This is a genomic window from Chryseobacterium sp. IT-36CA2, assembly GCF_949767875.1.
In the GTDB taxonomy this organism is placed as follows: Bacteria; Bacteroidota; Bacteroidia; order Flavobacteriales; family Weeksellaceae; genus Chryseobacterium.
The window spans coordinates 43,498-69,289 of the sequence record NZ_CATKPG010000026.1; the positions used below are offsets into that span (position 1 = coordinate 43,498).

Sequence of the window (25,792 nt, forward strand, 5' to 3'; positions counted from 1 at the left end):
CAACAGAGATTATAAAATTTCAAAAATGATTCTATGAAATAAGTGATTTAAATATTATAAGACATAAAAAACCGAAGAAACTTTTCTGTTTCTCCGGTGTATATGTGGATTAAAAACCGTTATTATTTTACCAGTTAAAAGGAAAATTATTTTACTCTCAACCTTTCTTTAATAGATTCAATATTTTTCTTTGCAGAGTCTTCAAGGATAAGACTTGCACTCATATGGATTCTTGCAGGCATTAATTCATTGAAATGATCTGTACCTTCCCATGAAACCTTTTTAATTAATGCTAAAGCATCACTGCTTCTTGACGCTAAAGTTTGTAAAAATTTCTCCAATTTTTCATCCATCTCCTGAATATTCTCTGAAACGGAGTGGTAAACATTATGCTGCTCCGCCCATTCGGCAGATCTGAAGTCTGCATCAATAGCCATTGCTGAGAATTGAGATTTCCCGATTTTTCTTTCCACATAAGGGCCGATTACAAAAGGTCCTATTCCAAGATTGATTTCCGTAAGTGCTAAAGCAGAGTCTTTTGTTGCAAAACAATAGTCTGCTCCGCAGGCAATTCCTACTCCACCTCCTGTTGTTTTTCCCTGAACTCTTACTATTACAATTTTCCCACAGTTTCTCATGGCATTTAACACTTTGGCAAAACCACCAAAAAATTGTGTGGAAGCTTCCAGTTCTTCAATTGCCAAAAGCTCATCAAAGCTTGCTCCTGCACAGAATGCTTTCTCTCCTGCACTTTTAACCAAAATAGCTTTCACTTCTTCTTTTGCCCCTTCCTGAAGGATCGTTTCTGCCAGTTTTTCTAAAATTGCTCCTGGAAGGGAGTTGCTTTTGGGTGTTCCGAAAGTGATCTCGGCAATATTATTTTTAATTTCTGATGCTACAAATTCGCTCATTATTATTTTTATTGGATTCTTACAAAAATACGAAATACCACTCTTTCTGAGAAACTTAAAAACGATAAATTCCATTATAAATGCACCTTTTAAAAGATTCCCTTTACGTAGAAATACGGAGTCTTCAATTTGGTATTTTCTACTCTAGCACCTGATTCCTTTTAATCGTTCCTTTGGTCTAAGAATTAATAACCAAAAGGTGGTATCTGAAAAGCCTATAAGAGAGTAAGAGAATTTACAACTAAAAAAACTTATTATCATGGACGAGTACATTGGAATCGTAAAATTATTTGCAGGAAATTTTGCACCTAGAGGCTGGATGTTTTGTGACGGAAGCTTAATAGCTATTTCAAGAAATTCAGCTTTGTTCTCTATTTTAGGAACCACTTACGGTGGAGACGGCATTACAACGTTCGCTTTACCTAACTTAAAAGGACGTATGGCTTTAGGAGCCGGAAATGTAAATGCCAACGAATTTTATCCTTTAGGAGTAGTGGCAGGTACTACACAAAATACTCTTTTAGCATCTAATATGCCAAGTCTAGGAAGTGGATTTCAGCTGAAAGTTGCTAACAAAAATGCCAATTCATCAACTCCCAGCGCTACAACATCTATCGCCATTACAGGTAACCAGGTAGGAAGAGATTTCAATGCTGTTACAAGCTATGTAAACAATGCTAATCCTGACACAGCAATTAATGGTCAAAGTATCGTATATGTAGGGCAAAATATACCAGTCAATAATATGCCTCCTTACCTTGGCTTAAATTATATTATATGTGTTGAGGGTGTTTATCCTCCAAGAAGTTAATCTCAATAATAACCTAACATTTAAAACAAAAATCATGAAAAGCACTACTTTTTTAACAATTTGTAGTCTGCTCATTTCAATTTTTTCATTCGGGCAGACGAGTACAGAGCAATTTGAAACGGAATCGAACGGAAGTACCAGCTTCACCGATAATGGGGTCATTTTCAATATCATTTCACATGTGAGTGTTTTTGACATTCAAGGAAATTTCCCAGGAACCGGTTGGAACGGAACAGCAAATGACAATAGATATATTGACAATTCTAATGATTCTCAATCTCCACCATCATTCAGTATTAAAACTACTTCAAATTTGTTTAAAGTAAACAGATTCTGGATGTATCTTTCAGCATTGAATCTGGATCTTAATGTAAGTGGAACGCTGACTGTAACCGGAAAACTAAGTGGAGTAACCAAATTCACCCAAACAAAAACAACTGGTTTTGCAACAAGTTTAGGAACCACGAACGGATACACACTTCTTGATCTCACTAACTTAAATGGTCAAAATTACTCCAATATCGTTATTGACGAACTGCAACTTACTGTAGGAGGATCATTCAGATATGTAGCTCTCGATGCTTTCACATGGGTAAAAGACACCAATCTGGTATTGGGTACTTCGGAAACTAAAAGCATTAAGAAAGACCTGACAGTTTATCCTAACCCGACCAACGGACCTATTTCTATCACTACTGAAAAAGCAAGTGAAGCTAAGATCTACAGTTTGGATGGCAAAACGCTGAAAACAATACAAACTCAAAAGGGAAATAATGAGATCAATATTTCAGAGTTTCCAAAAGGAGTGTATATTATCAAAACAGCAACAGAATCTACCAAGGTAATTAAAAACTAATTTTACAAAATTTCGCATAAGTTCCACATTCTCTATAAAGATTCTAATTCATGAATGACAAATCCCTTTCCAAGAAGGGATTTCGTCATTTCTTTAGTGCAAGAATATATTTATCTATATAAAGTTGTTTTTCCTTTGATTTATATTGCTGAATATATCTTGGATGCTCCAGAACAGTCATTCTATCAAACAGTTTTGCTTCTGTATTTAATTTTGAAATAAAATCAGCATTCTTTTTACCAAGAACGAAAACTTCTGATGTATCGAGATTAAGACTTATATGTTTCTTCAGAGATTCAATCATAAAATCCTTTACCGATTCGAATAGCTTTTTGTCATCATAATAATTAGCATTAAGCCATCCGTTTTTTGTCTTTCTTACAATAGCCAGCGGAAATGGAGAATTGATATAAATATCTTTGTAGAAAAGATCAGCGCCACCATATTCTTCAATCATATCATACATAAAAACTGAAGAAATTTCATGGGTGTGGGCAGATTCCATTTTGATTCCGCAGAAACTTTCCAATCTTTTTGTATCGGTAAAAGGAACTCCGGTTACTCCTGCTCCATGGCGGCTTGGATTGATACCAATGATGAATTTTCTTTTAACAGAATCATTATAGTATTGATGATAAAACTTTTGCATGACGGTCATCGTTTCCGGATTATCTAAATACGGATTCAATACCTGAAACCCCTCAGGAAGTTCTCCCAAATAGGTTAGATTTTTATTGAATTGAACAACTTTATCAGCAAAATTTTTACTCATATTTAGTTTTTAGAAAAAATAAAATTTTCAGGTTGATCGTCGTCAATATCCTCATCTTCATCCTCTTCACTTAAAGCCAATTCGAGATCAATAAACTCAATGTATAAACCACATATTTCGCCATTGGCATCGTAAGCAAAATAAACAGGATAGCTACCATCACCAAAGCCGCTAGCGAACATCGGAATCTGATAATTGGTATTTGGAACCGTCCAATTGATCCAGTCTCCTGCTTCCCTCTGATTATTCGGGTTGTCTTTATAGCTTTGTGAGAAAAGGTCAGCAAAATAATCATCATAAAGATTGTCGACATTTATTTCATCAACAAATTGATCTACAAAAGGAAGGACTTCTTTATCCGCAATACAACCTAAACCTGCATCCACCTCAAAACCAAAAAAATCATCTTCAGTTACTCCTTCCAATTCTTCAATCCCGACTAATGCTTCTCTGTAAATAACAGGTTTTTCTTTGGTAAATTCAACTTTTACAACAGCATATCTATCTCCCCAGTCTTCAGATTTTGCCACAGCAATCGTCACAGGAAAATTTCCTTTTGGAGCCTGAATAAAATATGGCGATTGATTCGCATTTAGAGAAACCAACGGATCTCTTACGACTACTTTTCCTGAAGGAAGAGAAACATTTCCGATTTCCATCGTCTCCATTTTCTGTCCCAGAATTTCATCAGAAGTAAAATATGTTTCGAGATCTGTAGGACAAACCAGAATATTTTTCACTTCTTCCCATTTTTGCATCCAGTTTTCGTTCATTATTTTTTTGAATTGATTTTAAGTTTGAAAATAATGAATAAATCTAAGGACATCAAGCAGGAAAGGGTTTTTAACAAAAGATTATAAAAATAAAGCTGCAATTCCTTGCGAATTGCAGCTTTATGTATTGTTTTAAATTAAAAAAATCTAAGAATCGGCACATATATAACATGCTCTTGCAATGTCTGGCCATCTTCCAGGAAGACAACAGCTTCCGGGAGGACAAGGATTAAGGGCACAAGACCAATTTGGTCCGGAACCTTTAAGAGATCTCAACTCATGTCTTGAAAGTTTTTTTAAGTTTTTCATAGTGGTTTGTTTTGATGTTCTCTCCTACTCTATATGCTTTTCGGATTTCGCCTATTAAAGTTAGTCATTTTCAATTAAAAACAAAATAACTAACTGAAATAAAACACATTACACTGAATCAACATCCTTATCAAGGTTTAGAACCCCGACAAGGATAATCGTCCATAAAAAAATCCCTTTCAATTACTGAAAGGGATTTTAAACTTATATTTTCATGAATTAAATCAATCCAAACTGTTGGAAATGGTGCGTGAAATGCTTTTTGTGCATCAGTTCCCACATTTCTTTATTCAGTTTTCCAAAAACATAATTCATATGTTCTGCCTGTGGATTTTCTTTGTAATAGATCACAAATTTCTTTACGTTATCTATGAATGACAATTTTGCTGCTTCCAGATTTTTGTGGGTAAGTTCAGGAAGTGAACCATCCTGCGGAAGGAACGGTGCTGTAAATTCTTTTGGCATAGCTCTGTGGTTGTAAAGAGAATCCTGCCATTTTTCAAGATTTTCTTCCGGAGTAAAGCATTTTTCTGCTTCAGGTTCTCCGAAGCTTACCAGAACTGCCTTCTCTAAGTGTTCAATCATTTGCTGTGGAGACATTTTCCCCCAAAGTGCAGGTGTACTTTCCGTTAATCCATTTACTATTTTCTGAACGTTTTTCACACTCAGATCAATGAAAGGAGATTGTTTTGCCACCAATGTTAAAATTGTTGCCACGCAAACGACCTCATCTCTTTGATTCACTACTTCTACCAGCCATTTTACAACACCAGAAGGAATATTTCTTCCTTTTACTCCTCTGTTGATTTTTTCTTTTGCGGTTAAATACACTGTGATAGTATCTCCGGCATATACTGGTTTGAAGAAACTACATTCTTCCAATCCGTAATTGGCAATAACAGGTCCTTTTTTCCCTGAAACAAATAATCCTGCTGCTGCTGAAAGAATGAAATATCCGTGAGCTACAGTTTTATCAAAGATGGTCCCCGATAAACTTGTAGCATCTGTATGAGCATAGAAATGATCCCATGAAACATTGGAAAAGTTAACGATATCCGCATCAGTAACCGTTCTTCCAGCAGTTTCTAAAGAGTCTCCTACTTCTACTTCCTCAAAATATTTCTGGAAAGGATGTTTGTCTGAGAATTTTTTCTCTGCTCCCTGCTGATAGATCTTGGTAATCGCTTTCAATACGTCTGGCGACCCCTGGATTGCTGTTTTCTGTAAGAAGAAATGAAGACCGCTTAATCCGCCCATTTCTTCTCCGCCCCCAGCTCTACCAGGACCTCCGTGCATCAATGTAGGAAGTGGTGAACCGTGACCTGTGCTTTCCTTGGCGTTATCTCTGTTCAGTACAAAGATTCTTCCGTGCTGGGAAGCCATTTTCCATGAAGTTTCTGCGATAAAATTCTCGTCGTGAGAAATGATAGATCCTACCAAACTTCCTTTTCCTCTTTTTGCCAGAGCAGCTGCTTCTTCAGCATCTTTATATGGCATTAATGTAGATACCGGCCCAAAAGCTTCTACATCGTGAGAGATATTTTTTTCGAAAGGCTTGTCGTTCAGGAATAATTTCGGACTCATAAATGCTCCATTTTCATAGTTGGCATCTACAAGCTCGTGTTTTCCGTCATAAACAAGTTCTGTTTCTGATTTTAAAATGTTTACTTTTCTCAGAACTTCTTCATACTGCTGTCTTCCTACTAAAGATCCCATTTTGGTTTCTCTGCTTAAAGGGTTTCCGATTTTTGTTTGATCCAATGCTTTAGACAAAGCATTCTGAACGTCACCAATTAAATGCTCAGGAACGATAATTCTTCTGATCGCCGTACACTTTTGTCCTGCTTTTGTCGTCATTTCGTTACGAACTTCTTTGATGAATAAATCGAATTCCGGAGTGCCCGGTTTTGCTTCCAATCCAAGGATAGAACAGTTCAGGGAATCTGCTTCCATATTGAAACGAACTGCATTTCCAGCAACAGAAGGAAGTGATTTTAATTTTCTTCCTGTATGGGCTGAACCTGTGAATAAAACAGAGTCTCCGTCCTGTACATAATCTAAAATATTCCCAGGTTCTCCGCAGACTAACTGAACGGCTCCTTCAGGCAATACTCCACTTTCAATCATATCCTGAAATACCGCATTGGTAAGGTAAGATCCGAAAGGAGATGGCTTTACAATGGAAGGAACACCCGCTAATAAGGAAGTGGATAGTTTTTCCAACATTCCCCATACCGGAAAGTTATAAGCATTGATCTGCACAGAAACACCTTCACTAGGTGTTAAGATATGGGTTCCTAAGAAAGTTCCGTTTGCAGAAATTTTCTGAGTGTCTCCATCTACCCAAAATGAAGTATTAGGAAGCATTCTTTTTGCCAATCCGGAATAAGTAAAGAAAGTCCCGAAACCTCCTTCAATATCCACCCAAGAATCTACGTGGGTAGCTCCTGTTTTGTATGATAGATCATAGTATTTTTTCTTTCTTTCCAACAGGTAAAGTGCTACTTTTTTCAGCATTTCCCCACGGTCGTAGAAAGTCATTGAAGAAAGGTTTTTATATCCTACGGTTCTTCCGTAGTCAAGAGCCTGTTCAAAATTAAGCCCTTCTGTATCGGAAACAGCTACCTGTTCTCCTGTAACGGCGTTGTACAAAGGAACTCCGTTTCCAGTACCTTCTACCCATTGTCCGTAGATATAGTTTTTTAACTTTTCCATATAGTTTTTTACTTTTTGCTTAGATTAATCTTTTTGATAAAGTTTCTAATAATCAAATAAGGGATAAAAAGCGCCAGCCAGCCATCTAAAATGATTACAATTTCAACAAATAAATTATAGAAATAATCTTTATGCTCTAGCTTAGCAATTACCTCATCTGATTCAACATGTTCCAAAGCATCTGAAATTCCTATTGATTCTTTTACCAGATAAAGCCCTAGGGCATTCATACTAATTATAAAAATAAATATTACGATCCAGTATTTTTTCAGAATGTTCATTAACTGAAACTAATTTATTTCGGTTCCTGATAGGGAAACATTTTCACTAGTCCTTCATATAAACTTCTGTGAAGAATGGTTGCGTGATTGTCTGTTTCCATCATTTTATATTCTAATGTCCAGTTTTTCTTTCCTGCTTTTTTCAAAACGTCGTAGAATGCTTCAGCATCTTTTACCATTACCGGATGTTCTCCTTTTCCTACAGAAACATAGACGAACTTTTTAGTATCCGGTGATTTTGAAAGTAATACTCCTGCCTGGTTGAGAAGACTTTCATCATCCCACCACAAACTTGGACTGATGATAAAATAATTATTGAACATTTCTGGCTTCTTCAGAAGGATTTCTGTTGCCAAAAGGCCTCCCAAAGACTGACCAAAAAGGTATTTGTCCGTAGTTTTAAACTGGCTTTCCACATAAGGTTTTAATTCTTTTTCAAGGAATGCTATAAACTTATCAGAATGTCCTGTGGTAGGATAGTCTTTCTGCAAGTCTTTTAAATCCGTATGAAAAGTAAAATCTCTTTTTCTGTCTACATTAGCAACTCCCACTACAATGGTTTCCGGCATGGAATACATTTGATTAAAGAATTGTACTAATCCTGTGACGTGAATAAAATCTTCATTCATACTTCCATCTAATAAATAGATCACCGGGTATGATTTTGTTTTATCATATCCCTGTGGAAGATAAATATTCAGCGTTCTGTCTTCATTTAATGTTTTGGACTTTATCGTCCTCACTTCTCCTATTGTAAGCGGTTTTGTAGCAACAGTCTGTGCTGTTAGTGTACAACCTACCGCCAACATTATGCTGCATGCAAGTGCAATTTTTTTAATCATATTTAATTGTAATGGTCATTATTTTATATCATCCCAGATGCTGTAATCCACAATTTTGGTTGGGATCTGCTGAACATATTCTGTAAAAGGTTCACAAGGCAGGATGGCTTCTTTTCCTTCTCTTGCCAGTTCCTGATATAGTTTTGTTCCTTCTGTTTTCCAGTGAATCATTTCGTCAGAAACATCACGGATCACTTTTGCAGGGCTTCCTACAACCAGTTTTCTTGGTTCACATCTGAAATTGGCTGGTACAAAAGCTAATGCTCCGACAATACTTTCATCGCCGATATAGGCTTTGTCCATTACCACAGAGTTCATTCCGATCAGACAGTTTTTTCCAATGTGTCCAGAATGAATAATTGCGCCATGTCCGATGTGTGCTGATTCTTCCAGAATCGTTTCTATATTCGGGAAGACGTGAAGGGTACAGTTTTCCTGTACATTGGCTCCATCTTTAATAATAATTTTCCCCCAGTCGCCACGAATTACTGCATTGGGACCAATATAGACTTCTTCACCTATTTCTACGTTCCCGATAATAACTGCCTGCGGATGAATGTAAGCAGTTCGTTTTATAATGGGACGAATCCCGTGGTATGAGTAGATATTCATTTTTTTAATTTGAAAATCTGAGAATGAGTTAATTTGAAAATTAATAATGTCTTTTAAACATTTTCAAATTCTCAAATTAACTCACTTTCAAATTAATTATACTTTTTCGATAACCATTGCATATCCCTGTCCGACACCGATACAAAGGGTACACAATGCATATTTTTTATCCTGCTTTTGAAGTTCTATTGCAGCAGAACCTACAATTCTCGCTCCGGAAACTCCCAGTGGATGGCCAATAGCGATAGCACCTCCGTTCGGATTGATTCTTGAGTCGTCATCTTTTAAACCTAAGCTTCTGGTTACAGCCAGTGCCTGCGCTGCAAATGCTTCATTTAATTCGATGATATCCATATCTTCCAGAGAAAGGTTTAATCTTTTCAATAGCTTTTGAGCTGCTTCTACAGGCCCAATCCCCATGATTCTTGGCTCTACACCTGCTACGGAAGATCCCAGGATTTTTGCTTTTGGTTTTAAACCATATTTTTTAACGGCTTCTTCGCTTGCTAAAATCAAAGCAGCTGCTCCGTCATTCATTCCTGAAGCGTTTCCTGCAGTTACTGTTCCCTCTTTTCTGAAAGCCGGACGAAGTTTTGCCAATCCTTCCATTGAAGAAGTAGGTTTAATGAATTCATCTTTTTCAAAAACGATTGGATCTCCTTTTCTCTGAGGAATTTCAACTTTTACAATTTCTTCTGCCAATCTTCCGCTCTCCTGAGCTTTTGTAGCTTTCTGCTGAGACCAAAGGGCAAATTTATCCTGATCTTCTCTATTGATCTGGTGGATATCTGCTAAATTTTCTGCAGTTTCTCCCATTCCGTCAACCCCATACATTTCTTTCATTTTTGGGTTGATGAAACGCCATCCGAAAGTAGTATCAAACATCTGGCTGTCTCTACCGAAAGCTGCGCTTGGCTTTGACACTACATAAGGAGAACGTGTCATGTGCTCTACTCCTCCTGCAATATAAATCTCTCCTTCCCCTGCTGCAATGGAGCGGAATGCATTGGCTACAGCAGACATTCCTGAAGCACACAGCCTGTTGACCGTCTCACCTCCAATTTTGTAAGGAAGACCTGCTAATAAAAGTCCCATTCTAGCAACGTTTCTGTTATCTTCTCCTGCCTGATTGGCACATCCAAAAATAACGTCTTCAATTTCTTCCACAGGAACTTCAGGATTTCTTGCTACTACTTCCTTAATAACAATAGCAGCCAGATCATCGGCTCTTACTTCTGATAACCCTCCCTGCAGTTTTGAGATGGGAGTTCTAACATAGTCTATGATGTATACGTTGTTCATAAATATTTTAATATAATAATCCAGTAATGTAACCGTGTAACAATCCAGATTTATTTGTTTTTATTTCTTAGTTCTAAAGCCTGCTTTAAAGTATAAGGTTCATATTTGAAGTCCTTTCCGAAGATTCTTTTGGCATTTTCTTCAAGGGTAGAATCGAAGCCTGCTTCTTTTCTTCTTTTATCTACATTTTTAAGATCTTTTATGGGCCAAACAAAATTGACAAAGATTTGTTTTCCGTCTTTATCTTTTGTCATTTCTCCTTTTCCCTGTGTTCCGTAGATCTGTTCTTTGTCTTCACCCATCAGATATCTATCTTCCATCATAGCCACCCAGGTAAAAGGAATTTCTTTCTTTTTTCCGGCTTCCTTAATGAGAGGCAGATATTTTCCAATTTTGGTGGAATGCTGAATTACATACCAGGCCGCCTGATTGGTTGGTTCTCCTACAAGTGTCTTTCCGGGATATCCATATTGAGTAATAATACTTTCAATTTTCTGCATATTCAAGCTATCATGCTCTGCCACCAACAGCCAGTTTTTCTTTTTAAATTCTTCCTGATCAATATTCAGATCTTTTAACAGCTGTTCTTTTTTCTCCGGAGTAATCTCAGTATCAAAAAGCATTCTGTATCCCTGATCCACCTTCATGATTTCATCCAATTCTTTTTTCAAAGCTTCATTCACTTTCTGTTGAGCGTTGATCAGAAGAGTTGAAATTCCGAAAAGCAGTGCCACTATTTTTTTCATTCTGTTTAATCTGGTTTCTGGTTTTAGTTTTTTATAAGTCGGTTACTTTTTTCCCGATTTTGTAGACTGTGCCTACAAATTTGGCTATCAGTTCCTGATTTTGATTGGTAATCTGAATGTCATAAACAGCGGTTTTTCTGGTATCATTAACCAAAACACTTTCTGCCCTGAAAACATCACCTTCTTTTCCTGCTTTGGTAAAATTGATGATACAGTTTAAGGCTACAGCTGCATCTCCGGTATTGTTGGAAGAAAATGCCAGTGCAGAGTCTGCAAATGCAAAGGTAACTCCGCCATGAACTGTCTTAAGCCCGTTTAGCATATCCTTCTTAATTGGCATTTCTATTAAACAGTAATTTTCTTTTACTTCAATCATCTTAATATTCATCCATTGGGAAAAATAATCCTGATTGAACATATAATCTGCTACTTGTCTTGGATTCATTTCTATTAATTATATGTTTGTTATTTCTTCATACAGCTCATCGGATAACCTGTCGTAAACATTCATGGTTTTACCCAGAATAATTTGTTCGTATGAAAGACTTTCTGAGTCTGATAAATTTTCAGAGGGATATGATTCATTTAAATCAATTCCGTTTTCGTTGGCTAATCTTTTAATCAATTCTCTGTATTTTTCATTAAATTTCCCCAATAGCTCAAGCCTTTCCTGCTCATCCACAGAGGTAGCTTCCTGAGTTAAATACTGTTTCTCAATTGAAAGTCTGGTCTCCAGCTCAGCTCTGAATTCTTCTATATTCATAATATTAATTTGAAAATTAAATAAATTTGAGAATTTGAAAATGGAAACCCGTTATAGTCAATTTTCAAATTATCTAATTCATTTTACGGAGCAAAGGGCTTTGTCTATATCTTTCTTCCTGATATTCTTCGTAAAGGTTCTGAAGGGTTTCGGAGATTTTTGCATACCCGATTTCTTTACCCCAGCTTAATAATCCTTTTGGATAGTTTACGCCTTTCTGCATTGCCAGCTCGATATCTTCATCATTCGCAACACCTAATCTTTTAGCTTCAACCGCTTCATTGATCAGCATGGAAATGATTCTTAAAAAGATCTGCTGATATAAAGCATCGTCTTTCTGAGCAACAGGTTTTTCTGCTCCCTCGCTGTAATCATAGAAACCTTTTCCTGTTTTTCTTCCGTGAAGCTTTGCTTCAGACATTCTTTGTTGTAGTAATGAAGGTTTGTATTTCGGATCGTAGAAATAATCTTTATAAACTGTAGTTGTTACAGCAAAGTTGACATCCACTCCGATAAGATCCATCAATTCGAAAGGTCCCATTTTGAAGTTACCCAATGTTTTCATTGCTTCATCCACCTGTTCCGGTGTTGCGATGTTTTCTTCAACAATCCTTAGGCCTTCTCCGTAATAGGGTCTGGCGATTCTGTTAACGATAAATCCGGGAATATCTTTGGCAATAACAGGAGCCTTCCCCCATTCTTTCATGAGGTTGTAGATTTTTTCTGCTAATGTATTTTCTGTTAATAAGGATGGAATAACTTCCACTAAAGGCATTAGTGGAGCCGGATTGAAAAAGTGAATTCCGATGAAACGCTCCGGTTTCTTTAGTTCTGCACCCAGAGAGGTGATAGAAATAGATGATGTATTGGAACTGATGATACAGCTTTCTGAAACATAGTTTTCAAGTTCTGTAAACACTTTGGTTTTGATCTCTTTATTTTCTATGATGGCTTCAATGATGAGTTCACAATCTTTGAAATCCTTCAATTCTGTAGCAATGGAAATATTAGCTAAAATTTCAGTCATTTTCTCTGCTGAAATTTTTTGTTTATCAACCAATTTGGTGAGTGTTTTTTCCAAACCTACTGTTGCCGTTTCTACTTGTTTTGAGTTGGCGTCATATACCCAAACTTTGCATCCGTTCGTTGCGGCTACTTGTGCAATGCCAATTCCCATGGTTCCGGCACCGATAATTCCTACATTCATATTTTAAATTTGAAAATTTGAAAATGAATTAATTTGAAAATTATTTTAATTTCGAACTTGAAATAATTTTAGACAGAATTAATAGAATTTCTTTTAAATCAGATATTAATTTTTCGTTCGGAGATTGTAAATATGGAGACTGTAAGCATAGCAAAAGCCAATATTCTGTTTCATCAGCTTCTTTAGCTGCAATTTTTAATTTATGAATAAAATCTGCCTTACTTTCTGCATTTTGAGCTTCTTTAACATTTGCTCCAATCGAAGTTCCTGATTTAAAAATTTGATTTGCCAAAGGAAATTTTCTAGCTTCGTACAAATCTTCTGAAAATTCAATAATATTTAATGCGAAATCAAAAGTCTTATTTACAATAATATTTCCTTTGTCATTTCTCATTTTCAAATTCTCAAATTAATTCATTTTCAAATTAATTATCTTCCTTTATAATTAGGTTTTCTTTTCTGTAAAAAAGCATTTACTCCTTCAATGAAGTCTTCTGTACCTGCAGCTTCCTGTTGAAGATCTCCTTCCAGCTCCAGCTGTTCTTTCAATGTATTGGTATAAGAACTGGCAAAAGCTTTTTTCGTAAGCTTAAGAGCAGCTGTTGGCATATTTGCCATTCTTTCAAGAATTTCCATAGATTTTGGAACGAATTCTTCTTCTGTGAAAACTTCTGCTACAAGACCATGAGTTTTAGATTCTTCTGCAGATAATTTTTTACCTGTAAATGCTAAATAATTGGCCAATTGTCTGCCTAAAAGTTTCGGTAAGAAGTATGTTCCTCCTGTATCTGGAATCAAACCGATATTTGAAAATGCCTGAGCAAAATAGGCTTTTTCATTTGCTAAAACAAAGTCGGAGATTAAAGCTAACATCGCACCGGCTCCTACTGCAGGACCGTTTACTAAAGCAATAACTGGCTTTTTGCAACGGGTAACTTCCAACACTAAGGGGTTATAATAGTCTACCACAATTTTTCTGATGATGTCATGATCGTGGTGTTCTGTACCTACCACAAATGCTTCATCCAAATTCTGACCTGAGCAAAACGCTCTTCCTCTTCCGGAAATGGCAACACATCTTACTGTTTCGTCTTCATTGCATTCTTTAACAAAATCTCTAAGATCTGATAATGAAGGTTTTGTAAGAGCATTCATGGTTTCCGGTTGATTAAGATAGGCGATTTTAAGCTTCCCGTCAAAATGCGTTTCAATATCGAGTTGTGTATACATAGTTTTTATTAATTTATTATTTAACAATGCACTAATTTAACAATATAAATTAATGTAACCGTCTAATAATTTAACATTCTAACAATTCCTTCGTTATGCTTTGCATAGCCGTAAAATTTGTTTTGAATTGATGAATAAATCATCAATGACATTTAAAATAATCAAAAGGTTCCAGACAGTCTAAACACTGATAAGACGCCTTACACAAGGTAGATCCAAATCTGCTGATCTGCTTAGTATGTACAGAACCGCAACGTGGACATTTTTTCGGTTTCCCGATGTGATGTTCGTCTGCACCTTTTTCCGGAGGTGTAATTCCGTACACACGGAGCTTTTCTCTCGCTTCATCCGTTAACCAGTCTGTTGTCCAGATCGGAAACATTTTGGTTACTACTTTTGCATCCCATCCATTTTCCTTCATCATTTTGATAATGTCCTCCTCAATAGTAAACATGGCAGGACAGGCAGAATAGGTAGGTGTAATGACCACTTCGCAGGTATTTTCTCCTGTGACTTGTGCATCTCTTACAATTCCTAACTCCACGATATCAATGACCGGAATTTCCGGATCGGGAATTGTTTTTAATAAATCTAAAAGCTGATTCATATTTTATTTTTTATCAGAATCAAGAATTACTTTCATTGCATTCTGATAATCCAAATTATCTGTTATTCCGTTGTGATACTGATCTTTTAATACAATCAGGCTATCCTCTTTTTTAAAGTTATTTTTAAGTTTTAAAGAGGCATTATAATTAATAACCTCATCTTTATCACCGTGAAAAATAACAACTGGTGATTTAACGGTTTTTAAATATTTACCAGTCTCAAAATTATATTTCAGTAAAAACTTGGGAAGAAATGAGAATTTCTGGCTCATTTCATCTTCTATACTGTAATAAGGTGCCTGTAAAATCAATAATCTTGCGTGATGCATGGATGCTAATTTTGCAGCTAATCCTGATCCTACAGAATATCCTAAAATAATAATTTTGTTTTCCGGATATCTTTTCAATAGCTCTTTGTAAGCACTTTCAACATCCGAAAAAATCTGATCTTTGCTACTAATTTTGTCTTCACTCTTTCCATAACCCCTATAATCGAGTATCATCGTATCATAATTCATACTTCGATAAAACTGAGCTACTTCTCCCCAGCCTTTTATAGACCCGCCGTTTCCGTGAAGATAAAAGATAACTCCTTTTGAATTTTGAGCTTTAAATAAAACAGAACTTAAATACTTGCCATCCTTTGCCTTGATTTTCATTTCTTCAAAATCACCATCAAATTTAAATTTGTAATTCTCTGGTAATTTTTCAGGATAAAAAATAATTTTCTCCTGATAGAAGTAGATTCCAACACATAGTATCACATATGCCGCAAGAAAAAAAGCCAATATCCCCAGAAGCATCTTCTTCATAGCTTACTACCAGGTACACCCAGGATATGCTCTCTGCATATACTGAAGTTCACAAAGAATATATCCGAAATACTCTGTATGATATCCTGTTCTTGATTTTGGCTGCATGAAAGCATTTTCCGGATATTCTAAACCAAAATCTGCAAAATCTTTCTTGGTAATGGCAATAAATTCTTCGTAAAGAGCATCTGCATTGGGAGCAATATTCAAAGCAACCAGATCGTCTTCTCCTTCTGTTTTAGCAAAAAGACCTTTTGTATATTCCCAGATATCTCCAATAGCCTTTACCAAACGTTCACGGCTTTCTACTGTTCCCTGGGTGAAAATTTTCATCCATGAAGCAGTGTGAGTATAGTGGTATCTTACTTCTTTTAAAGATTTTTGTGCAATTGCAGAAAGTTCTTCATTAGCGGAGTTTGATAATGCCTCATACATCAGTTTCTGATATACAGACAATACGTATACTTTAAGAATAGTCTGTGCGTAATCTTCATTAGGAAGTTCTACCCAATGAGCATTCACGTATTCATGCTCATATCTTAAAAATGCAATATCATCTTCACTTTTTCCGTTGTCAATCACTCTTGAAGCATAAACATAAAAGTTGTTAGCCTGACCAAGTTCATCCAACGCAATATTTGTCAATGCAATATCTTCCTCTAAGTAAGGACCTTCACCACACCATGCAGACAAACGCTGTCCCATAATGAAACTGTCGTCTGCTAGTTTTAATAAATAATTATATAATGGGTTCATTGTTTAATAAATTTAAAGACTGATGGATGATAGATGGATAGAAAATAGACAAGTAAACCTTAAGGTCTTTTATCTATCTGTCTATGATCTTAAATGTCTTATTTTAATTACATATTTTTCACGTCATTAGGAATATCGTAGAAAGTTGGATGACGGTAAAGTTTATCATCAGCCGGATCGAAGAATGCTTCTTTATCCACCCCTTCTGAAGTCACAATATATTTACTTGGAACTACCCAAACAGAAGTTCCTTCTTTTCTTCTTGTATAAACGTCTCTTGCATTCTGCAAAGCCATTTCTGCTGTTGGCGCCTGTACAACTCCAACATGTTTATGAGATAATCCCGGTTTAGTTTGAATAAACACTTCCCATATATCTAAATTTGCCATATTTAAAATTAATTTAACAATGTATCAGTGTACCAGTTTAACAATGAGATGCTTCGGCAAGCTCAGCATGACAATGATTGTTACATTTTTACATTGGTATATTGTTACATTATTATATTACTTCTTTTTGTTGTTTTTCTGCAAAAGCTGCCGCTGCTTCTTTTACCCAAGAATTTTCTCTTTGCGCTTTTCGTTTTGTTTCGATACGCTTTTTGTTGCAAGGTCCATTTCCTTTTAAAATTTCCATGAATTCATCCCAGGGAAGTTCTCCGAAATCATAATGCTGTCTTTCCTCATTCCATTTTAAATCTTTATCCGGAATGGTTAATCCTAAGAATTCAGCCTGAGAAACAGTAACGTCTATAAATCTCTGACGAAGGTTATCGTTACTTTCTCTTTTTACTCTGTAGTTCATAGAGATTTTAGAGTTTGGCGAGCTGTCATCGTTAGGTCCGAACATCATTAGAGCCGGCCACCAGAAACGATTTAATGAAGCCTGAGCCATTTCTTTCTGTTGTTTTGTACCACGGCACAATGCCATCAGAATTTCGTAGCCTTGTCTTTGGTGAAAAGATTCTTCTTTACAGATTTTCACCATTGCTCTTGAATAAGGACCATAAGAATTCCCCATCAGCATTACCTGGTTCATAATGGCGGCACCATCAACTAACCAACCGATTGCACCAATATCTGCCCAGCTTAAGGTAGGATAGTTGAAAATACTTGAATATTTTGCTTTTCCTTCCAGCATATCATCATAAGTAGCGTCTCTGTCTGCTCTGATGCTTCCGTCTCCTAAAGTTTCAGTGGCAGAATAAAGATATAGGCCGTGACCTGCTTCATCCTGAACTTTTGCTAAAAGAGCCATTTTTCTTCTCAATGAAGGCGCTCTGGAAATCCAGTTCGCTTCCGGCAGCATTCCTACAATTTCAGAATGAGCGTGCTGTGAAATCTGACGAACCAATAATTTTCTGTAATCATCTGGCATTACATCTTTTGGTTCTACTTTATTTTCTTCGTGAACGTATTGAACAAATTTTTCTAAGTCCATCTTTTTTGAATTTGAAAATTAAATAATTTGAGAGTTTGAGAATTGGGCAATTTAAATATGTTAATGACATTTTCAAATTAGCACATTTTCTCATTTTCAAATTGTCTTAAACATCATAATTAAGCATCACCACATTGGTTGTAGGGTGACATTGGCAAGTAAGAACGAAGCCTCTGGCTACTTCTTCTTCGGTAAGTGCATAGTTTTTCTCCATAAAAACTTCTCCTTCCAAAACCTGCGCCTTACACGTACAGCAAACGCCTCCTTTACATGCGAAAGGAACCGGAAGCTGATCTTTCAATGCTTTATCTAAGATACTCTCTTTTTTAGAATTAAGGTGGAACGAATATTCATCATCATCAATGATTACCGTTACCATACTTTCAATATTGGCAATTGCCTTGAATTCATCACTCATTTCCTCCGTATTTTCTTCATCCGGAGCAGTGAAATATTCAAATAAAACCTGGATAGCAGGTACTTTTTTATCTTTCTTCAGATAGTCTGCAATTCCCTTAATCATTTCCGAAGGTCCGCAAATGAAATAGGTTGCATCTTTTACATCGATATCTGTATATCTTTCAAACAGTAAATCTAATTTTTCAGGAGAAATTCTTCCTTCAAAAATTGGGTCTTCATGTTTTTCACGGCTTACTAAATAAACAACTTTCAATCTACCATTAAAAGATTCCACCAATTTATCGATTTCACCTTTCTTCATCACATGATTCATGCTTCTGTTGCTGTAGAACAAATATGCATTTGAATTCGGTTCCTGATAAAGGCTTTCTTTAATATTGGATAGAACAGGAGAAATACCGCTTCCTGCAGCCAGACCAACATAAGTTTTTACGTTCGTCGGGTGATATGAAGTATTGAAACCACCCATCGGAGGCATTACTTCCAGCACTTCATCCATGTGAAGATGTTCATTGAAATACCCTGATACTTTTCCGCCTTCAAGCAATTTTACCAATACTTCCAGCGTATTGCCTTTTTCACTTGGAGCGTTGCAGATAGAGTAAGAACGTCTTTCTTCATTTCCGTTGATCATCATTCGGAAATTCAGATACTGCCCTTGTTTGAATCTGAACTTATCTTTCAGTTCTTCAGGGATTTCTACCGCTACATTCACTGCTTCGGAAGTATCTTTCTGAACTTTAACTGTTTTAAGTTTATAAAATGAATTCATTATTTTTTTAGTATTCTATTAATTTTTCCACCTTCGCACTTCGGCAGGCTGTCCTGAGCGTGAACTTTTACTTTCGTAGTAATTCCTACCCTCTTTTTTATTTCGTTTTCTATGTTTTTTCCAAAGTTCCCGACAAAATTAAAATAATCATCGGTATTTGATTCTATTTTTTGAGATTTTACCAATTCATCATCTATTTCAACATCAATATCCAAAGCGATACACATATGTTCTTTCTCTACAGGAGTCAAATAGTAATTAGGAACCACTCCCCTTACATAAGAAAAAGCTTCTTCAATCTGACTTGGATATACATTTACTCCTCTTACAATCAGCATATCATCTGCTCTGCCAACAATGGGCTTCATTTTCACCATTGTTCTTTTGGCATTTTCATCGTAGTAAAGACTTGTAATATCATTCGTCCAATAACGTAAAAGCGGCATTGCTTTTTTGGTTAAAGTGGTAATCACCAATACGCCTTCTTCTCCGAAAGGAACAGGCTGCTTGGTAATCGGATCTAAAATTTCAGGATAGAAATGATCTTCCCAGATATAAGCCCCTCCTTTCTCTTCAAAATCTTCCATGGAAACTCCCGGACCGATAATTTCACTTAAACCATAAATATTGGTTGCATGTACACCTAATTTTTCTTCAATATGACCTCTTATAATCTCCGTCCATGGCTCTGAACCTAGCACTGCATATTTAAGACTGATTTCTTCTGCAGAAATTCCTCTTTTTGCAAACTCATCCGCAATTGTTAAAGCGTATGAAGGTGAGCAGCAAATCACTTCTGGTTTAAAATCAACAATCAGATCTACCTGTCTTGCCGTCATCCCTCCTGAAATAGGAAGAACACTCATTCCTAACTTTTCTGCACCGTAATGGAGTCCTAATCCTCCTGTGAAAATTCCATAACCATACGCATTATGCAATTGCATTCCCGGTCTTGCGCCTGCTGCATGTAAAGATCTCGCCACTACTTCACTGAAAAGATCTACATCTTCTTTGGTATATCCTACCACAGTCGGTTTTCCCGTAGTTCCACTTGAGCAGTGAATTCGCTGAAGCTCATTTTTCGGAACGGTAAATAACCCGAACGGATAATTATCTCTTAAATCCTGTTTGTAAGTAATAGGAAGTTTAGCGATATCCTCAATCGACCTTATATCCTGTGGAGATATTTGTAATTCATCAAATTTCTTTTTATAAAATTCCGACTTCTCTCCCAAATAGCTGATCAGGCTGATCAACCGGTCGGATTGAAGCTGTCTCAACTGACCCAGCTCCAGATATTCAACTGAAAAATCCATAAAACTAACTAACATTTGTTAGGTGTAAATTTAAAAAGATTTTGGAAGCTGGCAAAATTTTTATGACTTTTGTCATATTTTGAATGATTCTAAATAAGAAAGGTAGTTAAAATTATGCCCTATGTCATTCTGAGCGGAACGAAGTGTAGAGAAGAATCTTTTAAAAATCTAACAATCTGTCACGAGATTCTTCCTTCGTCAGAAATCGAAGATTCGACGTAGTCAATGACAAGCGATCTGGTATTATTTCTGGTTTCCCAGCAGACCAAAAAGAATTTTATCTCTTATTTCATCAGTAATTGCATCTGTAGAATCACTGCTTCTTTTGAACCAGAAATAGGAATTATTTAAGGTATGAAGGATAAATCGAGTGGTGAACGATGGTGATTTCAGCTCCCAGTTTTCAGCTTTGTAGATCTCGGAAATCAATTCTTCAACTTCCTGTTGGTAGTTTTTTCTTAATTCTACAAATTCGGGAAGTTTTTCTTCAAGATGTCTCCATTCATTAGAATAAATATGAGTAACATCGCGGTTTTTAAGAACGACAGATAAGTGCTTATCCAATAGGAGATTCAGTTTTTCCCTTGGGGCAATATCTGTATTTTTCACTTCCTGAAGCTCATCGAAAAACTCCTGAGCAATGCCAAAACAAATCCATTCCAGAATTTCTTCCTTTGAACGGATGTGTGCATACAATGATGCTGCCTTGATATTGAGTTTCGTAGCCAGATCTCTTACAGAACTTCCCATATACCCTTTCTCTTTGAAAAGTTCTACTGCTACGTCTAATATTTTTCTCTGTTTTTCTTTTAGTTCCATTTGGTAAAATGCAAAAGTAATTATTCTGAATTAAACTGGTCATTTTTTGATCATAAAAAGAAAAAATACCCTTCCCGTTCAGTCTAAATCTTTAGCTATTTTGCCCTACTGTGACTTTTTGTTCATGGATTTCAAAGAAATAATTACGAAATCGGAAATTTTGTCAAGTTAAATTTCCGTTAAAAATACAATATCCGGAAAATTTGTCCTATTTTTTTGTAAATTTAATAATTGAACAGTTTTTGCGATATAGCCATCGAATAAATGATTAAATAATTGATGGCATTAAGAAACTGAGCCTCAGAATTTGGTTTCTTGATGTTTTTTAAAACTAAACTTTCAACGAATCATTACCAAAAATATATAAAATATGAACTTAAACCAATATACTGTAAAATCACAGGAAGCCATCCAGGCAGCACAACAGGTTGCTATGGAACTGGGCAACCAAAGTATTGAACCTCAACATCTCCTTGAAGGTATCTTTCAGGTGGATGAAAATATATCGCCTTTCCTACTAAAAAAATCTGAAGCAGATGCCAATTTGGTAAGAGAGCGCAACCGTGAAAATTTAGAGAAACTTCCCAAAGTACAGGGAGGAAACATTTATCTTTCACAATCAGCTAACAAAGTATTGCTGGATGCACCCAATATTGCCAAGAAAATGGGTGATGAATATGTAACGATTGAGCATTTATGGTTATCTCTTTTGGAAACCAGTTCAGAAGTTTCCAAAATGCTGAAAGATATGGGCGTGACCAAAAATCTACTGGAAGGCGCTATCAAAGAATTAAGAAAAGGAAGCAAAGCTACTTCTGCAAGTTCGGAAGAAACTTATCAGTCCTTAAATAAATATGCTAAAAACTTTAACGAGTTAGCAGCAGAAGGGAAACTGGATCCTGTCATCGGGCGTGATGAAGAAATCAGAAGGGTTTTACAGATCCTTTCCAGAAGAACCAAAAACAACCCTATCCTTATCGGGGAGCCGGGTGTAGGTAAAACAGCCATTGCTGAAGGAATTGCTCACAGAATCATCAGTGGTGACGTTCCTGAAAACCTGATGGATAAAACGTTATTTTCATTGGATATGGGAGCTTTGATCGCCGGAGCCAAATATAAAGGTGAATTTGAAGAACGTTTAAAATCCGTCGTAAATGAAGTGATCAAATCTGACGGACAGATTATTCTTTTCATTGATGAAATCCACACGTTGGTTGGAGCCGGAGGTGGTGAAGGAGCAATGGATGCAGCGAATATCCTGAAACCTGCTTTGGCAAGAGGAGAATTAAGAGCGATTGGAGCCACTACACTGAACGAATATCAAAAGTATTTTGAAAAAGACAAAGCGTTGGAAAGACGTTTCCAGAAAGTAATGGTGGAAGAACCGGATACTGAATCTGCAATCTCTATTCTTCGTGGAATTAAAGATAAATATGAGGCTCACCATAAGGTAAGAATCAAAGATGAGGCGATTATTGCTGCAGTAGAAATGTCTCAAAGATATATTTCAGACCGTTTTTTACCGGACAAAGCGATTGACCTTATAGATGAAGCTTCTGCAAAACTGAGAATGGAAATCAATTCCAAACCGGAAGAGCTGGATGTTCTGGACAGAAGACTTATGCAGCTGGAAATTGAGCTGGCAGCCATCTCAAGAGAAGGTAATCAGACAAAAATTGATCATCTGAAAGAAGATATTGCTAAAATTTCTGAACAAAGAAATGAGATCAATGCCAAATGGCTGAAAGAAAAACAGAAAAGTGAAGATCTTACCCAGATCAAAAAAGATATTGAATCTCTGAAACACGAAGCAGAAAGAGCTTCCAGAGCCGGAGATTATGCAAAAGTAGCGGAGATCCAATATGGAAAACTTCGTGAAAAAGAAGAAGAGCTCAGCAAAATGGAACTGGAAATGCAGAATCATCAGAATGAGCTGATCAAAGAAGAGGTTACCGCAGAAAATATTTCTGAAGTGATCGGTAAATGGACAGGCATTCCTGTAACCAAATTATTACAGTCCGAAAGAGAAAAATTACTGAATCTTGAATCTGAACTGCACCACAGAGTGGTAGGACAGGATGAAGCGATTCAGGCGGTTGCCGATGCCATCAGAAGAAACAGAGCCGGATTGAGCGATGACAAAAAGCCTATCGGATCTTTCTTATTCCTGGGAACAACCGGAGTGGGTAAAACAGAGCTGGCAAAAGCATTAGCAGAATTCTTATTTGATGATGAAAACAATATGACGAGAATTGATATGAGTGAATATCAGGAACGTCACAGTGTTTCAAGATTGGTAGGAGCGCCTCCGGGATATGTAGGATATGATGAAGGCGGACAATTGACTGAAGCGGTTAGAAGAAGACCTTATTCTGTTGTGCTTTTAGACGAAATTGAAAAAGCGCATCCAGATGTCTTCAATACATTACTTCAGGTTCTGGATGATGGACGTCTGACAGATAATAAAGGAAGAGTGGTGAATTTCAAGAATTCAATCATCATTATGACCTCGAATTTAGGTTCACACCTAATTCAGGAGAATTTTGAAAACCTTACTGAAGAAAATCAGGATGAAATTGTAGACAAAACTAAAGATGAAGTTTTTGATCTTTTGAAACAGACTCTGCGTCCGGAATTCCTGAACAGAATTGACGAGATTGTACTATTCCAGCCTTTAAGAAAAAAAGAAATCGGAAAAATCGTACAGTATCAGTTGAGAGGATTCAATGAAATGTTATCTAAAAGAAACATTATTATGACTTTCACTCAGGATGCAGTAGATTATCTGATGAATAAAGGATATGATCCTGCCTTCGGGGCAAGACCATTGAAAAGAGTGATCCAACAGGAGGTATTAAACAAACTTTCCAAAGAAATTCTTGCAGGAAATGTAAACGATGGAGACAGAATCACTCTGGATTATTTCGTAGAAACAGGTTTAGTTTTCAGACCTACCGAACAATAAAATAGTTTTTTTTCATATACATTATTTTTGTGAATAAGTGCTGTAGAACAATCTGCAGCACTTATTTTTTTAATCATTTATTTAATTTATCCTTTTTAAGTGAAATATATTTATATTTACTATTCTAATAACTTAAACAAAAACAACATGAAAAAGTTAAAAAGAAATGAATTAAAAAAAATTGATGGAGGAATTGAACCGTTTCCAATTGCATGTGGTGAGGACTGGAGCTGTCCTCAAGGTCTGTGCTGTACATCTGGACTTGTCTGCAGAGATTGGAAAAAATATCCATGTATTTAAAGAACAAGCGGAGAAATGTACTTTCTCCGTTTTTTGTAGGGTGAATTCTCCTTTGAACAGTATCTAAATTAATATACTTTACATACAATCCGTAAAAACACGGTAAAAATAACAGTGTAATTCCCTATTTACGTATACATTTTCTAGCATATTTTTTCCGAGATTTGCATATTAATTGAGTTTTACCGTAAACCACTAAGCTATGAATACAGAATCAAACAATCCATTACAACCTGGAATAATGTCAAACAGCCTTATCCAGGCATTGATTGACAATTATCGTCAAAACCACCTAAACGCTATTAATACAGCTTTAGGAATAGATGATGCTCATTCCATCTGGTTTGATCTTCCAAAACTAAAAAACTTTATTGCAAAAATTGAAGAAGAAGCTGCAAAAGTAAATCCTGATACCTCTGCAGAGGATCTGGGAATCAGATTTTATTATGCCACTTACCCGAAGCAGGAAAACTGGTCTGTGATGGACTCTCATCCTGTTCCAGTAGAATATGCCGGAAGACATACTTTAGTAATGATACCAACTGTGAAAAAGACCAATGAAACAGGAGAACTTATTAATTTTGATTTTAATCCATTCCAAGCCAATGGAGAAAATTCAAATTTAGCATTAAACGCACGAAATTTTACTCCGTCTGGTAATGTTAATGGCGATGGAGGACCTTATGGTGATGACACTGGCCTTGGAGAAAACAATGGACAGCTCACGCCTCCTAAAGCTCCAACAGGAGAAATATATTAACAATTAATTTTATAAATACATGACAGATTTCCAAGAATTTGCAAGCAAAAGTATGCTATGGGCAGAGGGACTTGCCGCTTTTGTTGGCATTTTATATTACAAGCGTATAAGAAAAGAGTATTGGAAATTTTTTGTGTTTTTCTTAATTTTCATCTTTATCAGTGAATCATATGGCAGATGGGGAAAATTTGCCTATTTTTCTAAAGCTTATTTTTATAATTATTTCTTAATGCCTGCCCAGTTTATATTTTTTTACTGGTTATATGCTGTTAAATCCTTAGGAAAGCCAAAGCTTTTTTACGGACTATCCCTCTTATATCTTCTTTCATTTATTCCCAATGAATTGTATTTCTCTGGGAATAAAATTGTATTTGCCTTTAACTATACTTTTGGATGTCTTATCTTAATGCTTTTGGTAGTTATGGAATATTACAAGCAAATTAATTCTCAAGATATTCTTCACTTTAATAAAAACAGAATGTTTTATATTAATTTGGGAATAACACTTTCTTATATAGGAACACTACCTTTCATGGCATTTTATTCTATCTTGTTAAATTATATGGAAATCTGGAATATTTATTTTAGTTATTTTCTAATGTCAGGTGTAGTGATGTATATTTTATTTGCAAGTTCATTCATATGGGGAAAACAGAGCTCTTAATAGTTATTATTCTATTTAATATACTTTTTG

At 36.0% G+C, this 25,792-nt stretch carries 29 protein-coding genes; 6 read left to right on the top strand and 23 right to left on the bottom strand.

Going from position 1 to position 25,792, the window contains the following annotated elements; all coding sequences use genetic code 11:
• Positions 1–146: 146 nt before the first annotated feature.
• Entirely contained in the window at positions 147–911 is a 765-nt protein-coding gene (locus ACM6F9_RS21705) for an enoyl-CoA hydratase/isomerase family protein (RefSeq protein ID WP_414847585.1), read from the bottom strand.
• 259 nt (positions 912–1,170) lie between these two features.
• Between ACM6F9_RS21705 and ACM6F9_RS21710 the strand changes: the two genes are divergently transcribed.
• Entirely contained in the window at positions 1,171–1,722 is a 552-nt protein-coding gene (locus ACM6F9_RS21710) for a phage tail protein (protein WP_414847586.1), read from the top strand.
• A 34-nt stretch (positions 1,723–1,756) separates the two neighbouring features.
• On the top strand, positions 1,757–2,578 hold the full coding sequence (locus ACM6F9_RS21715; protein WP_414847587.1) for a T9SS type A sorting domain-containing protein: 822 nt from the start codon (positions 1,757–1,759) through the stop codon (positions 2,576–2,578).
• An 85-nt stretch (positions 2,579–2,663) separates the two neighbouring features.
• Here the strand turns inward: ACM6F9_RS21715 and ACM6F9_RS21720 are convergent, their stop codons facing one another.
• The 22 genes from ACM6F9_RS21720 to ACM6F9_RS21825 all read right to left on the bottom strand — a co-directional run bounded on the left by ACM6F9_RS21720 (position 2,664) and on the right by ACM6F9_RS21825 (position 21,073).
• Entirely contained in the window at positions 2,664–3,350 is a 687-nt protein-coding gene (locus tag ACM6F9_RS21720) for an SMUG2 DNA glycosylase family protein (RefSeq protein WP_414847588.1), read from the bottom strand.
• Between the two features lie 2 nt (positions 3,351–3,352).
• Complete coding sequence (locus ACM6F9_RS21725) at positions 3,353–4,123, bottom strand: DUF4241 domain-containing protein (protein WP_414847589.1); 771 nt, start codon at positions 4,121–4,123, stop codon at positions 3,353–3,355.
• 147 nt (positions 4,124–4,270) lie between these two features.
• On the bottom strand, positions 4,271–4,432 hold the full coding sequence (locus ACM6F9_RS21730) for a bacteriocin-like protein (protein WP_156121380.1): 162 nt from the start codon (positions 4,430–4,432) through the stop codon (positions 4,271–4,273).
• Between the two features lie 219 nt (positions 4,433–4,651).
• A complete protein-coding gene (gene paaZ / locus ACM6F9_RS21735) occupies positions 4,652–7,147 on the bottom strand; it encodes a phenylacetic acid degradation bifunctional protein PaaZ (protein WP_414847590.1) in 2,496 nt (831 codons plus the stop codon).
• Positions 7,148–7,155: 8 nt separating this feature from the next.
• Positions 7,156–7,428 (bottom strand): hypothetical protein, encoded by a 273-nt coding sequence (locus ACM6F9_RS21740; RefSeq protein ID WP_414847591.1) that lies wholly within the window; start codon positions 7,426–7,428, stop codon positions 7,156–7,158.
• Between the two features lie 14 nt (positions 7,429–7,442).
• The gene (locus ACM6F9_RS21745; protein WP_414847592.1) at positions 7,443–8,270 is read right to left on the bottom strand and encodes an alpha/beta hydrolase; all 828 of its coding nucleotides are present in this window, start codon (positions 8,268–8,270) and stop codon (positions 7,443–7,445) included.
• An 18-nt stretch (positions 8,271–8,288) separates the two neighbouring features.
• The gene (locus ACM6F9_RS21750; RefSeq protein WP_414847593.1) at positions 8,289–8,882 is read right to left on the bottom strand and encodes a transferase hexapeptide repeat family protein; all 594 of its coding nucleotides are present in this window, start codon (positions 8,880–8,882) and stop codon (positions 8,289–8,291) included.
• 96 nt (positions 8,883–8,978) lie between these two features.
• Positions 8,979–10,184 carry a 3-oxoadipyl-CoA thiolase gene (pcaF, locus tag ACM6F9_RS21755; RefSeq protein ID WP_414847594.1) on the bottom strand — a complete coding sequence of 402 codons (1,206 nt, stop codon included), beginning with the start codon at positions 10,182–10,184 and terminating at the stop codon, positions 8,979–8,981.
• Between the two features lie 50 nt (positions 10,185–10,234).
• Positions 10,235–10,930 carry a DUF6624 domain-containing protein gene (locus ACM6F9_RS21760; RefSeq protein ID WP_414847595.1) on the bottom strand — a complete coding sequence of 232 codons (696 nt, stop codon included), beginning with the start codon at positions 10,928–10,930 and terminating at the stop codon, positions 10,235–10,237.
• A 31-nt stretch (positions 10,931–10,961) separates the two neighbouring features.
• On the bottom strand, positions 10,962–11,375 hold the full coding sequence (locus ACM6F9_RS21765) for a PaaI family thioesterase (RefSeq protein ID WP_414847596.1): 414 nt from the start codon (positions 11,373–11,375) through the stop codon (positions 10,962–10,964).
• A 9-nt stretch (positions 11,376–11,384) separates the two neighbouring features.
• Positions 11,385–11,693, bottom strand: coding sequence for a hypothetical protein (locus ACM6F9_RS21770; protein WP_414847597.1), 309 nt, complete (start codon positions 11,691–11,693; stop codon positions 11,385–11,387).
• A 73-nt stretch (positions 11,694–11,766) separates the two neighbouring features.
• Positions 11,767–12,900 carry a 3-hydroxyacyl-CoA dehydrogenase NAD-binding domain-containing protein gene (locus tag ACM6F9_RS21775; RefSeq protein ID WP_414847598.1) on the bottom strand — a complete coding sequence of 378 codons (1,134 nt, stop codon included), beginning with the start codon at positions 12,898–12,900 and terminating at the stop codon, positions 11,767–11,769.
• A 40-nt stretch (positions 12,901–12,940) separates the two neighbouring features.
• On the bottom strand, positions 12,941–13,294 hold the full coding sequence (locus ACM6F9_RS21780) for a four helix bundle protein (RefSeq protein ID WP_414847599.1): 354 nt from the start codon (positions 13,292–13,294) through the stop codon (positions 12,941–12,943).
• Positions 13,295–13,329: 35 nt separating this feature from the next.
• Positions 13,330–14,130, bottom strand: a complete 801-nt coding sequence (locus ACM6F9_RS21785) for an enoyl-CoA hydratase/isomerase family protein (protein ID WP_414847600.1) — start codon at positions 14,128–14,130, stop codon at positions 13,330–13,332.
• A 142-nt stretch (positions 14,131–14,272) separates the two neighbouring features.
• Positions 14,273–14,737 (bottom strand): 1,2-phenylacetyl-CoA epoxidase subunit PaaD, encoded by a 465-nt coding sequence (gene paaD, locus ACM6F9_RS21790; protein WP_414847601.1) that lies wholly within the window; start codon positions 14,735–14,737, stop codon positions 14,273–14,275.
• A gap of 3 nt (positions 14,738–14,740) precedes the next feature.
• Positions 14,741–15,550 (bottom strand): alpha/beta hydrolase, encoded by an 810-nt coding sequence (locus ACM6F9_RS21795; RefSeq protein ID WP_414847602.1) that lies wholly within the window; start codon positions 15,548–15,550, stop codon positions 14,741–14,743.
• A 6-nt stretch (positions 15,551–15,556) separates the two neighbouring features.
• Positions 15,557–16,306, bottom strand: coding sequence for a 1,2-phenylacetyl-CoA epoxidase subunit PaaC (paaC, locus tag ACM6F9_RS21800; RefSeq protein ID WP_414847603.1), 750 nt, complete (start codon positions 16,304–16,306; stop codon positions 15,557–15,559).
• A 107-nt stretch (positions 16,307–16,413) separates the two neighbouring features.
• Positions 16,414–16,695, bottom strand: coding sequence for a 1,2-phenylacetyl-CoA epoxidase subunit PaaB (gene paaB / locus ACM6F9_RS21805; RefSeq protein WP_105703375.1), 282 nt, complete (start codon positions 16,693–16,695; stop codon positions 16,414–16,416).
• Positions 16,696–16,807: 112 nt separating this feature from the next.
• Positions 16,808–17,746 (bottom strand): 1,2-phenylacetyl-CoA epoxidase subunit PaaA, encoded by a 939-nt coding sequence (gene paaA, locus ACM6F9_RS21810; RefSeq protein ID WP_105684614.1) that lies wholly within the window; start codon positions 17,744–17,746, stop codon positions 16,808–16,810.
• A gap of 106 nt (positions 17,747–17,852) precedes the next feature.
• Complete coding sequence (locus ACM6F9_RS21815; RefSeq protein ID WP_414847604.1) at positions 17,853–18,938, bottom strand: 2Fe-2S iron-sulfur cluster-binding protein; 1,086 nt, start codon at positions 18,936–18,938, stop codon at positions 17,853–17,855.
• Positions 18,938–20,254: a phenylacetate--CoA ligase family protein gene (locus ACM6F9_RS21820; protein WP_414847605.1), complete on the bottom strand. Its 1,317-nt coding sequence runs from the start codon at positions 20,252–20,254 to the stop codon at positions 18,938–18,940. Before ACM6F9_RS21820 ends, ACM6F9_RS21815 begins: the two co-directional genes overlap by 1 nt.
• A gap of 243 nt (positions 20,255–20,497) precedes the next feature.
• On the bottom strand, positions 20,498–21,073 hold the full coding sequence (locus ACM6F9_RS21825; RefSeq protein WP_414847606.1) for a TetR/AcrR family transcriptional regulator: 576 nt from the start codon (positions 21,071–21,073) through the stop codon (positions 20,498–20,500).
• 370 nt (positions 21,074–21,443) lie between these two features.
• Between ACM6F9_RS21825 and clpB the strand changes: the two genes are divergently transcribed.
• From clpB to ACM6F9_RS21845, 4 genes are all read left to right on the top strand, one after another.
• Positions 21,444–24,038: an ATP-dependent chaperone ClpB gene (gene clpB, locus ACM6F9_RS21830; protein WP_414847607.1), complete on the top strand. Its 2,595-nt coding sequence runs from the start codon at positions 21,444–21,446 to the stop codon at positions 24,036–24,038.
• Between the two features lie 147 nt (positions 24,039–24,185).
• Positions 24,186–24,338, top strand: a complete 153-nt coding sequence (locus tag ACM6F9_RS21835; RefSeq protein ID WP_164976812.1) for a hypothetical protein — start codon at positions 24,186–24,188, stop codon at positions 24,336–24,338.
• A gap of 202 nt (positions 24,339–24,540) precedes the next feature.
• Entirely contained in the window at positions 24,541–25,098 is a 558-nt protein-coding gene (locus ACM6F9_RS21840; protein WP_414847608.1) for a hypothetical protein, read from the top strand.
• 19 nt (positions 25,099–25,117) lie between these two features.
• Positions 25,118–25,762, top strand: a complete 645-nt coding sequence (locus tag ACM6F9_RS21845) for a hypothetical protein (protein ID WP_414847609.1) — start codon at positions 25,118–25,120, stop codon at positions 25,760–25,762.
• Positions 25,763–25,792: the final 30 nt, after the last annotated feature.

Coding starts and splice junctions, on each gene's coding strand:
- ACM6F9_RS21705 (WP_414847585.1), bottom strand. CDS start 911: ATGAGCGAATTTGTAGCATCAGAAATTAAAAATAATATTGCCGAGATC.
- ACM6F9_RS21710 (WP_414847586.1), top strand. CDS start 1,171: ATGGACGAGTACATTGGAATCGTAAAATTATTTGCAGGAAATTTTGCA.
- ACM6F9_RS21715 (WP_414847587.1), top strand. CDS start 1,757: ATGAAAAGCACTACTTTTTTAACAATTTGTAGTCTGCTCATTTCAATT.
- ACM6F9_RS21720 (WP_414847588.1), bottom strand. CDS start 3,350: ATGAGTAAAAATTTTGCTGATAAAGTTGTTCAATTCAATAAAAATCTA.
- ACM6F9_RS21725 (WP_414847589.1), bottom strand. CDS start 4,123: ATGAACGAAAACTGGATGCAAAAATGGGAAGAAGTGAAAAATATTCTG.
- ACM6F9_RS21730 (WP_156121380.1), bottom strand. CDS start 4,432: ATGAAAAACTTAAAAAAACTTTCAAGACATGAGTTGAGATCTCTTAAA.
- paaZ (WP_414847590.1), bottom strand. CDS start 7,147: ATGGAAAAGTTAAAAAACTATATCTACGGACAATGGGTAGAAGGTACT.
- ACM6F9_RS21740 (WP_414847591.1), bottom strand. CDS start 7,428: ATGAACATTCTGAAAAAATACTGGATCGTAATATTTATTTTTATAATT.
- ACM6F9_RS21745 (WP_414847592.1), bottom strand. CDS start 8,270: ATGATTAAAAAAATTGCACTTGCATGCAGCATAATGTTGGCGGTAGGT.
- ACM6F9_RS21750 (WP_414847593.1), bottom strand. CDS start 8,882: ATGAATATCTACTCATACCACGGGATTCGTCCCATTATAAAACGAACT.
- pcaF (WP_414847594.1), bottom strand. CDS start 10,184: ATGAACAACGTATACATCATAGACTATGTTAGAACTCCCATCTCAAAA.
- ACM6F9_RS21760 (WP_414847595.1), bottom strand. CDS start 10,930: ATGAAAAAAATAGTGGCACTGCTTTTCGGAATTTCAACTCTTCTGATC.
- ACM6F9_RS21765 (WP_414847596.1), bottom strand. CDS start 11,375: ATGAATCCAAGACAAGTAGCAGATTATATGTTCAATCAGGATTATTTT.
- ACM6F9_RS21770 (WP_414847597.1), bottom strand. CDS start 11,693: ATGAATATAGAAGAATTCAGAGCTGAGCTGGAGACCAGACTTTCAATT.
- ACM6F9_RS21775 (WP_414847598.1), bottom strand. CDS start 12,900: ATGAATGTAGGAATTATCGGTGCCGGAACCATGGGAATTGGCATTGCA.
- ACM6F9_RS21780 (WP_414847599.1), bottom strand. CDS start 13,294: ATGAGAAATGACAAAGGAAATATTATTGTAAATAAGACTTTTGATTTC.
- ACM6F9_RS21785 (WP_414847600.1), bottom strand. CDS start 14,130: ATGTATACACAACTCGATATTGAAACGCATTTTGACGGGAAGCTTAAA.
- paaD (WP_414847601.1), bottom strand. CDS start 14,737: ATGAATCAGCTTTTAGATTTATTAAAAACAATTCCCGATCCGGAAATT.
- ACM6F9_RS21795 (WP_414847602.1), bottom strand. CDS start 15,550: ATGAAGAAGATGCTTCTGGGGATATTGGCTTTTTTTCTTGCGGCATAT.
- paaC (WP_414847603.1), bottom strand. CDS start 16,306: ATGAACCCATTATATAATTATTTATTAAAACTAGCAGACGACAGTTTC.
- paaB (WP_105703375.1), bottom strand. CDS start 16,695: ATGGCAAATTTAGATATATGGGAAGTGTTTATTCAAACTAAACCGGGA.
- paaA (WP_105684614.1), bottom strand. CDS start 17,746: ATGGACTTAGAAAAATTTGTTCAATACGTTCACGAAGAAAATAAAGTA.
- ACM6F9_RS21815 (WP_414847604.1), bottom strand. CDS start 18,938: ATGAATTCATTTTATAAACTTAAAACAGTTAAAGTTCAGAAAGATACT.
- ACM6F9_RS21820 (WP_414847605.1), bottom strand. CDS start 20,254: ATGGATTTTTCAGTTGAATATCTGGAGCTGGGTCAGTTGAGACAGCTT.
- ACM6F9_RS21825 (WP_414847606.1), bottom strand. CDS start 21,073: ATGGAACTAAAAGAAAAACAGAGAAAAATATTAGACGTAGCAGTAGAA.
- clpB (WP_414847607.1), top strand. CDS start 21,444: ATGAACTTAAACCAATATACTGTAAAATCACAGGAAGCCATCCAGGCA.
- ACM6F9_RS21835 (WP_164976812.1), top strand. CDS start 24,186: ATGAAAAAGTTAAAAAGAAATGAATTAAAAAAAATTGATGGAGGAATT.
- ACM6F9_RS21840 (WP_414847608.1), top strand. CDS start 24,541: ATGAATACAGAATCAAACAATCCATTACAACCTGGAATAATGTCAAAC.
- ACM6F9_RS21845 (WP_414847609.1), top strand. CDS start 25,118: ATGACAGATTTCCAAGAATTTGCAAGCAAAAGTATGCTATGGGCAGAG.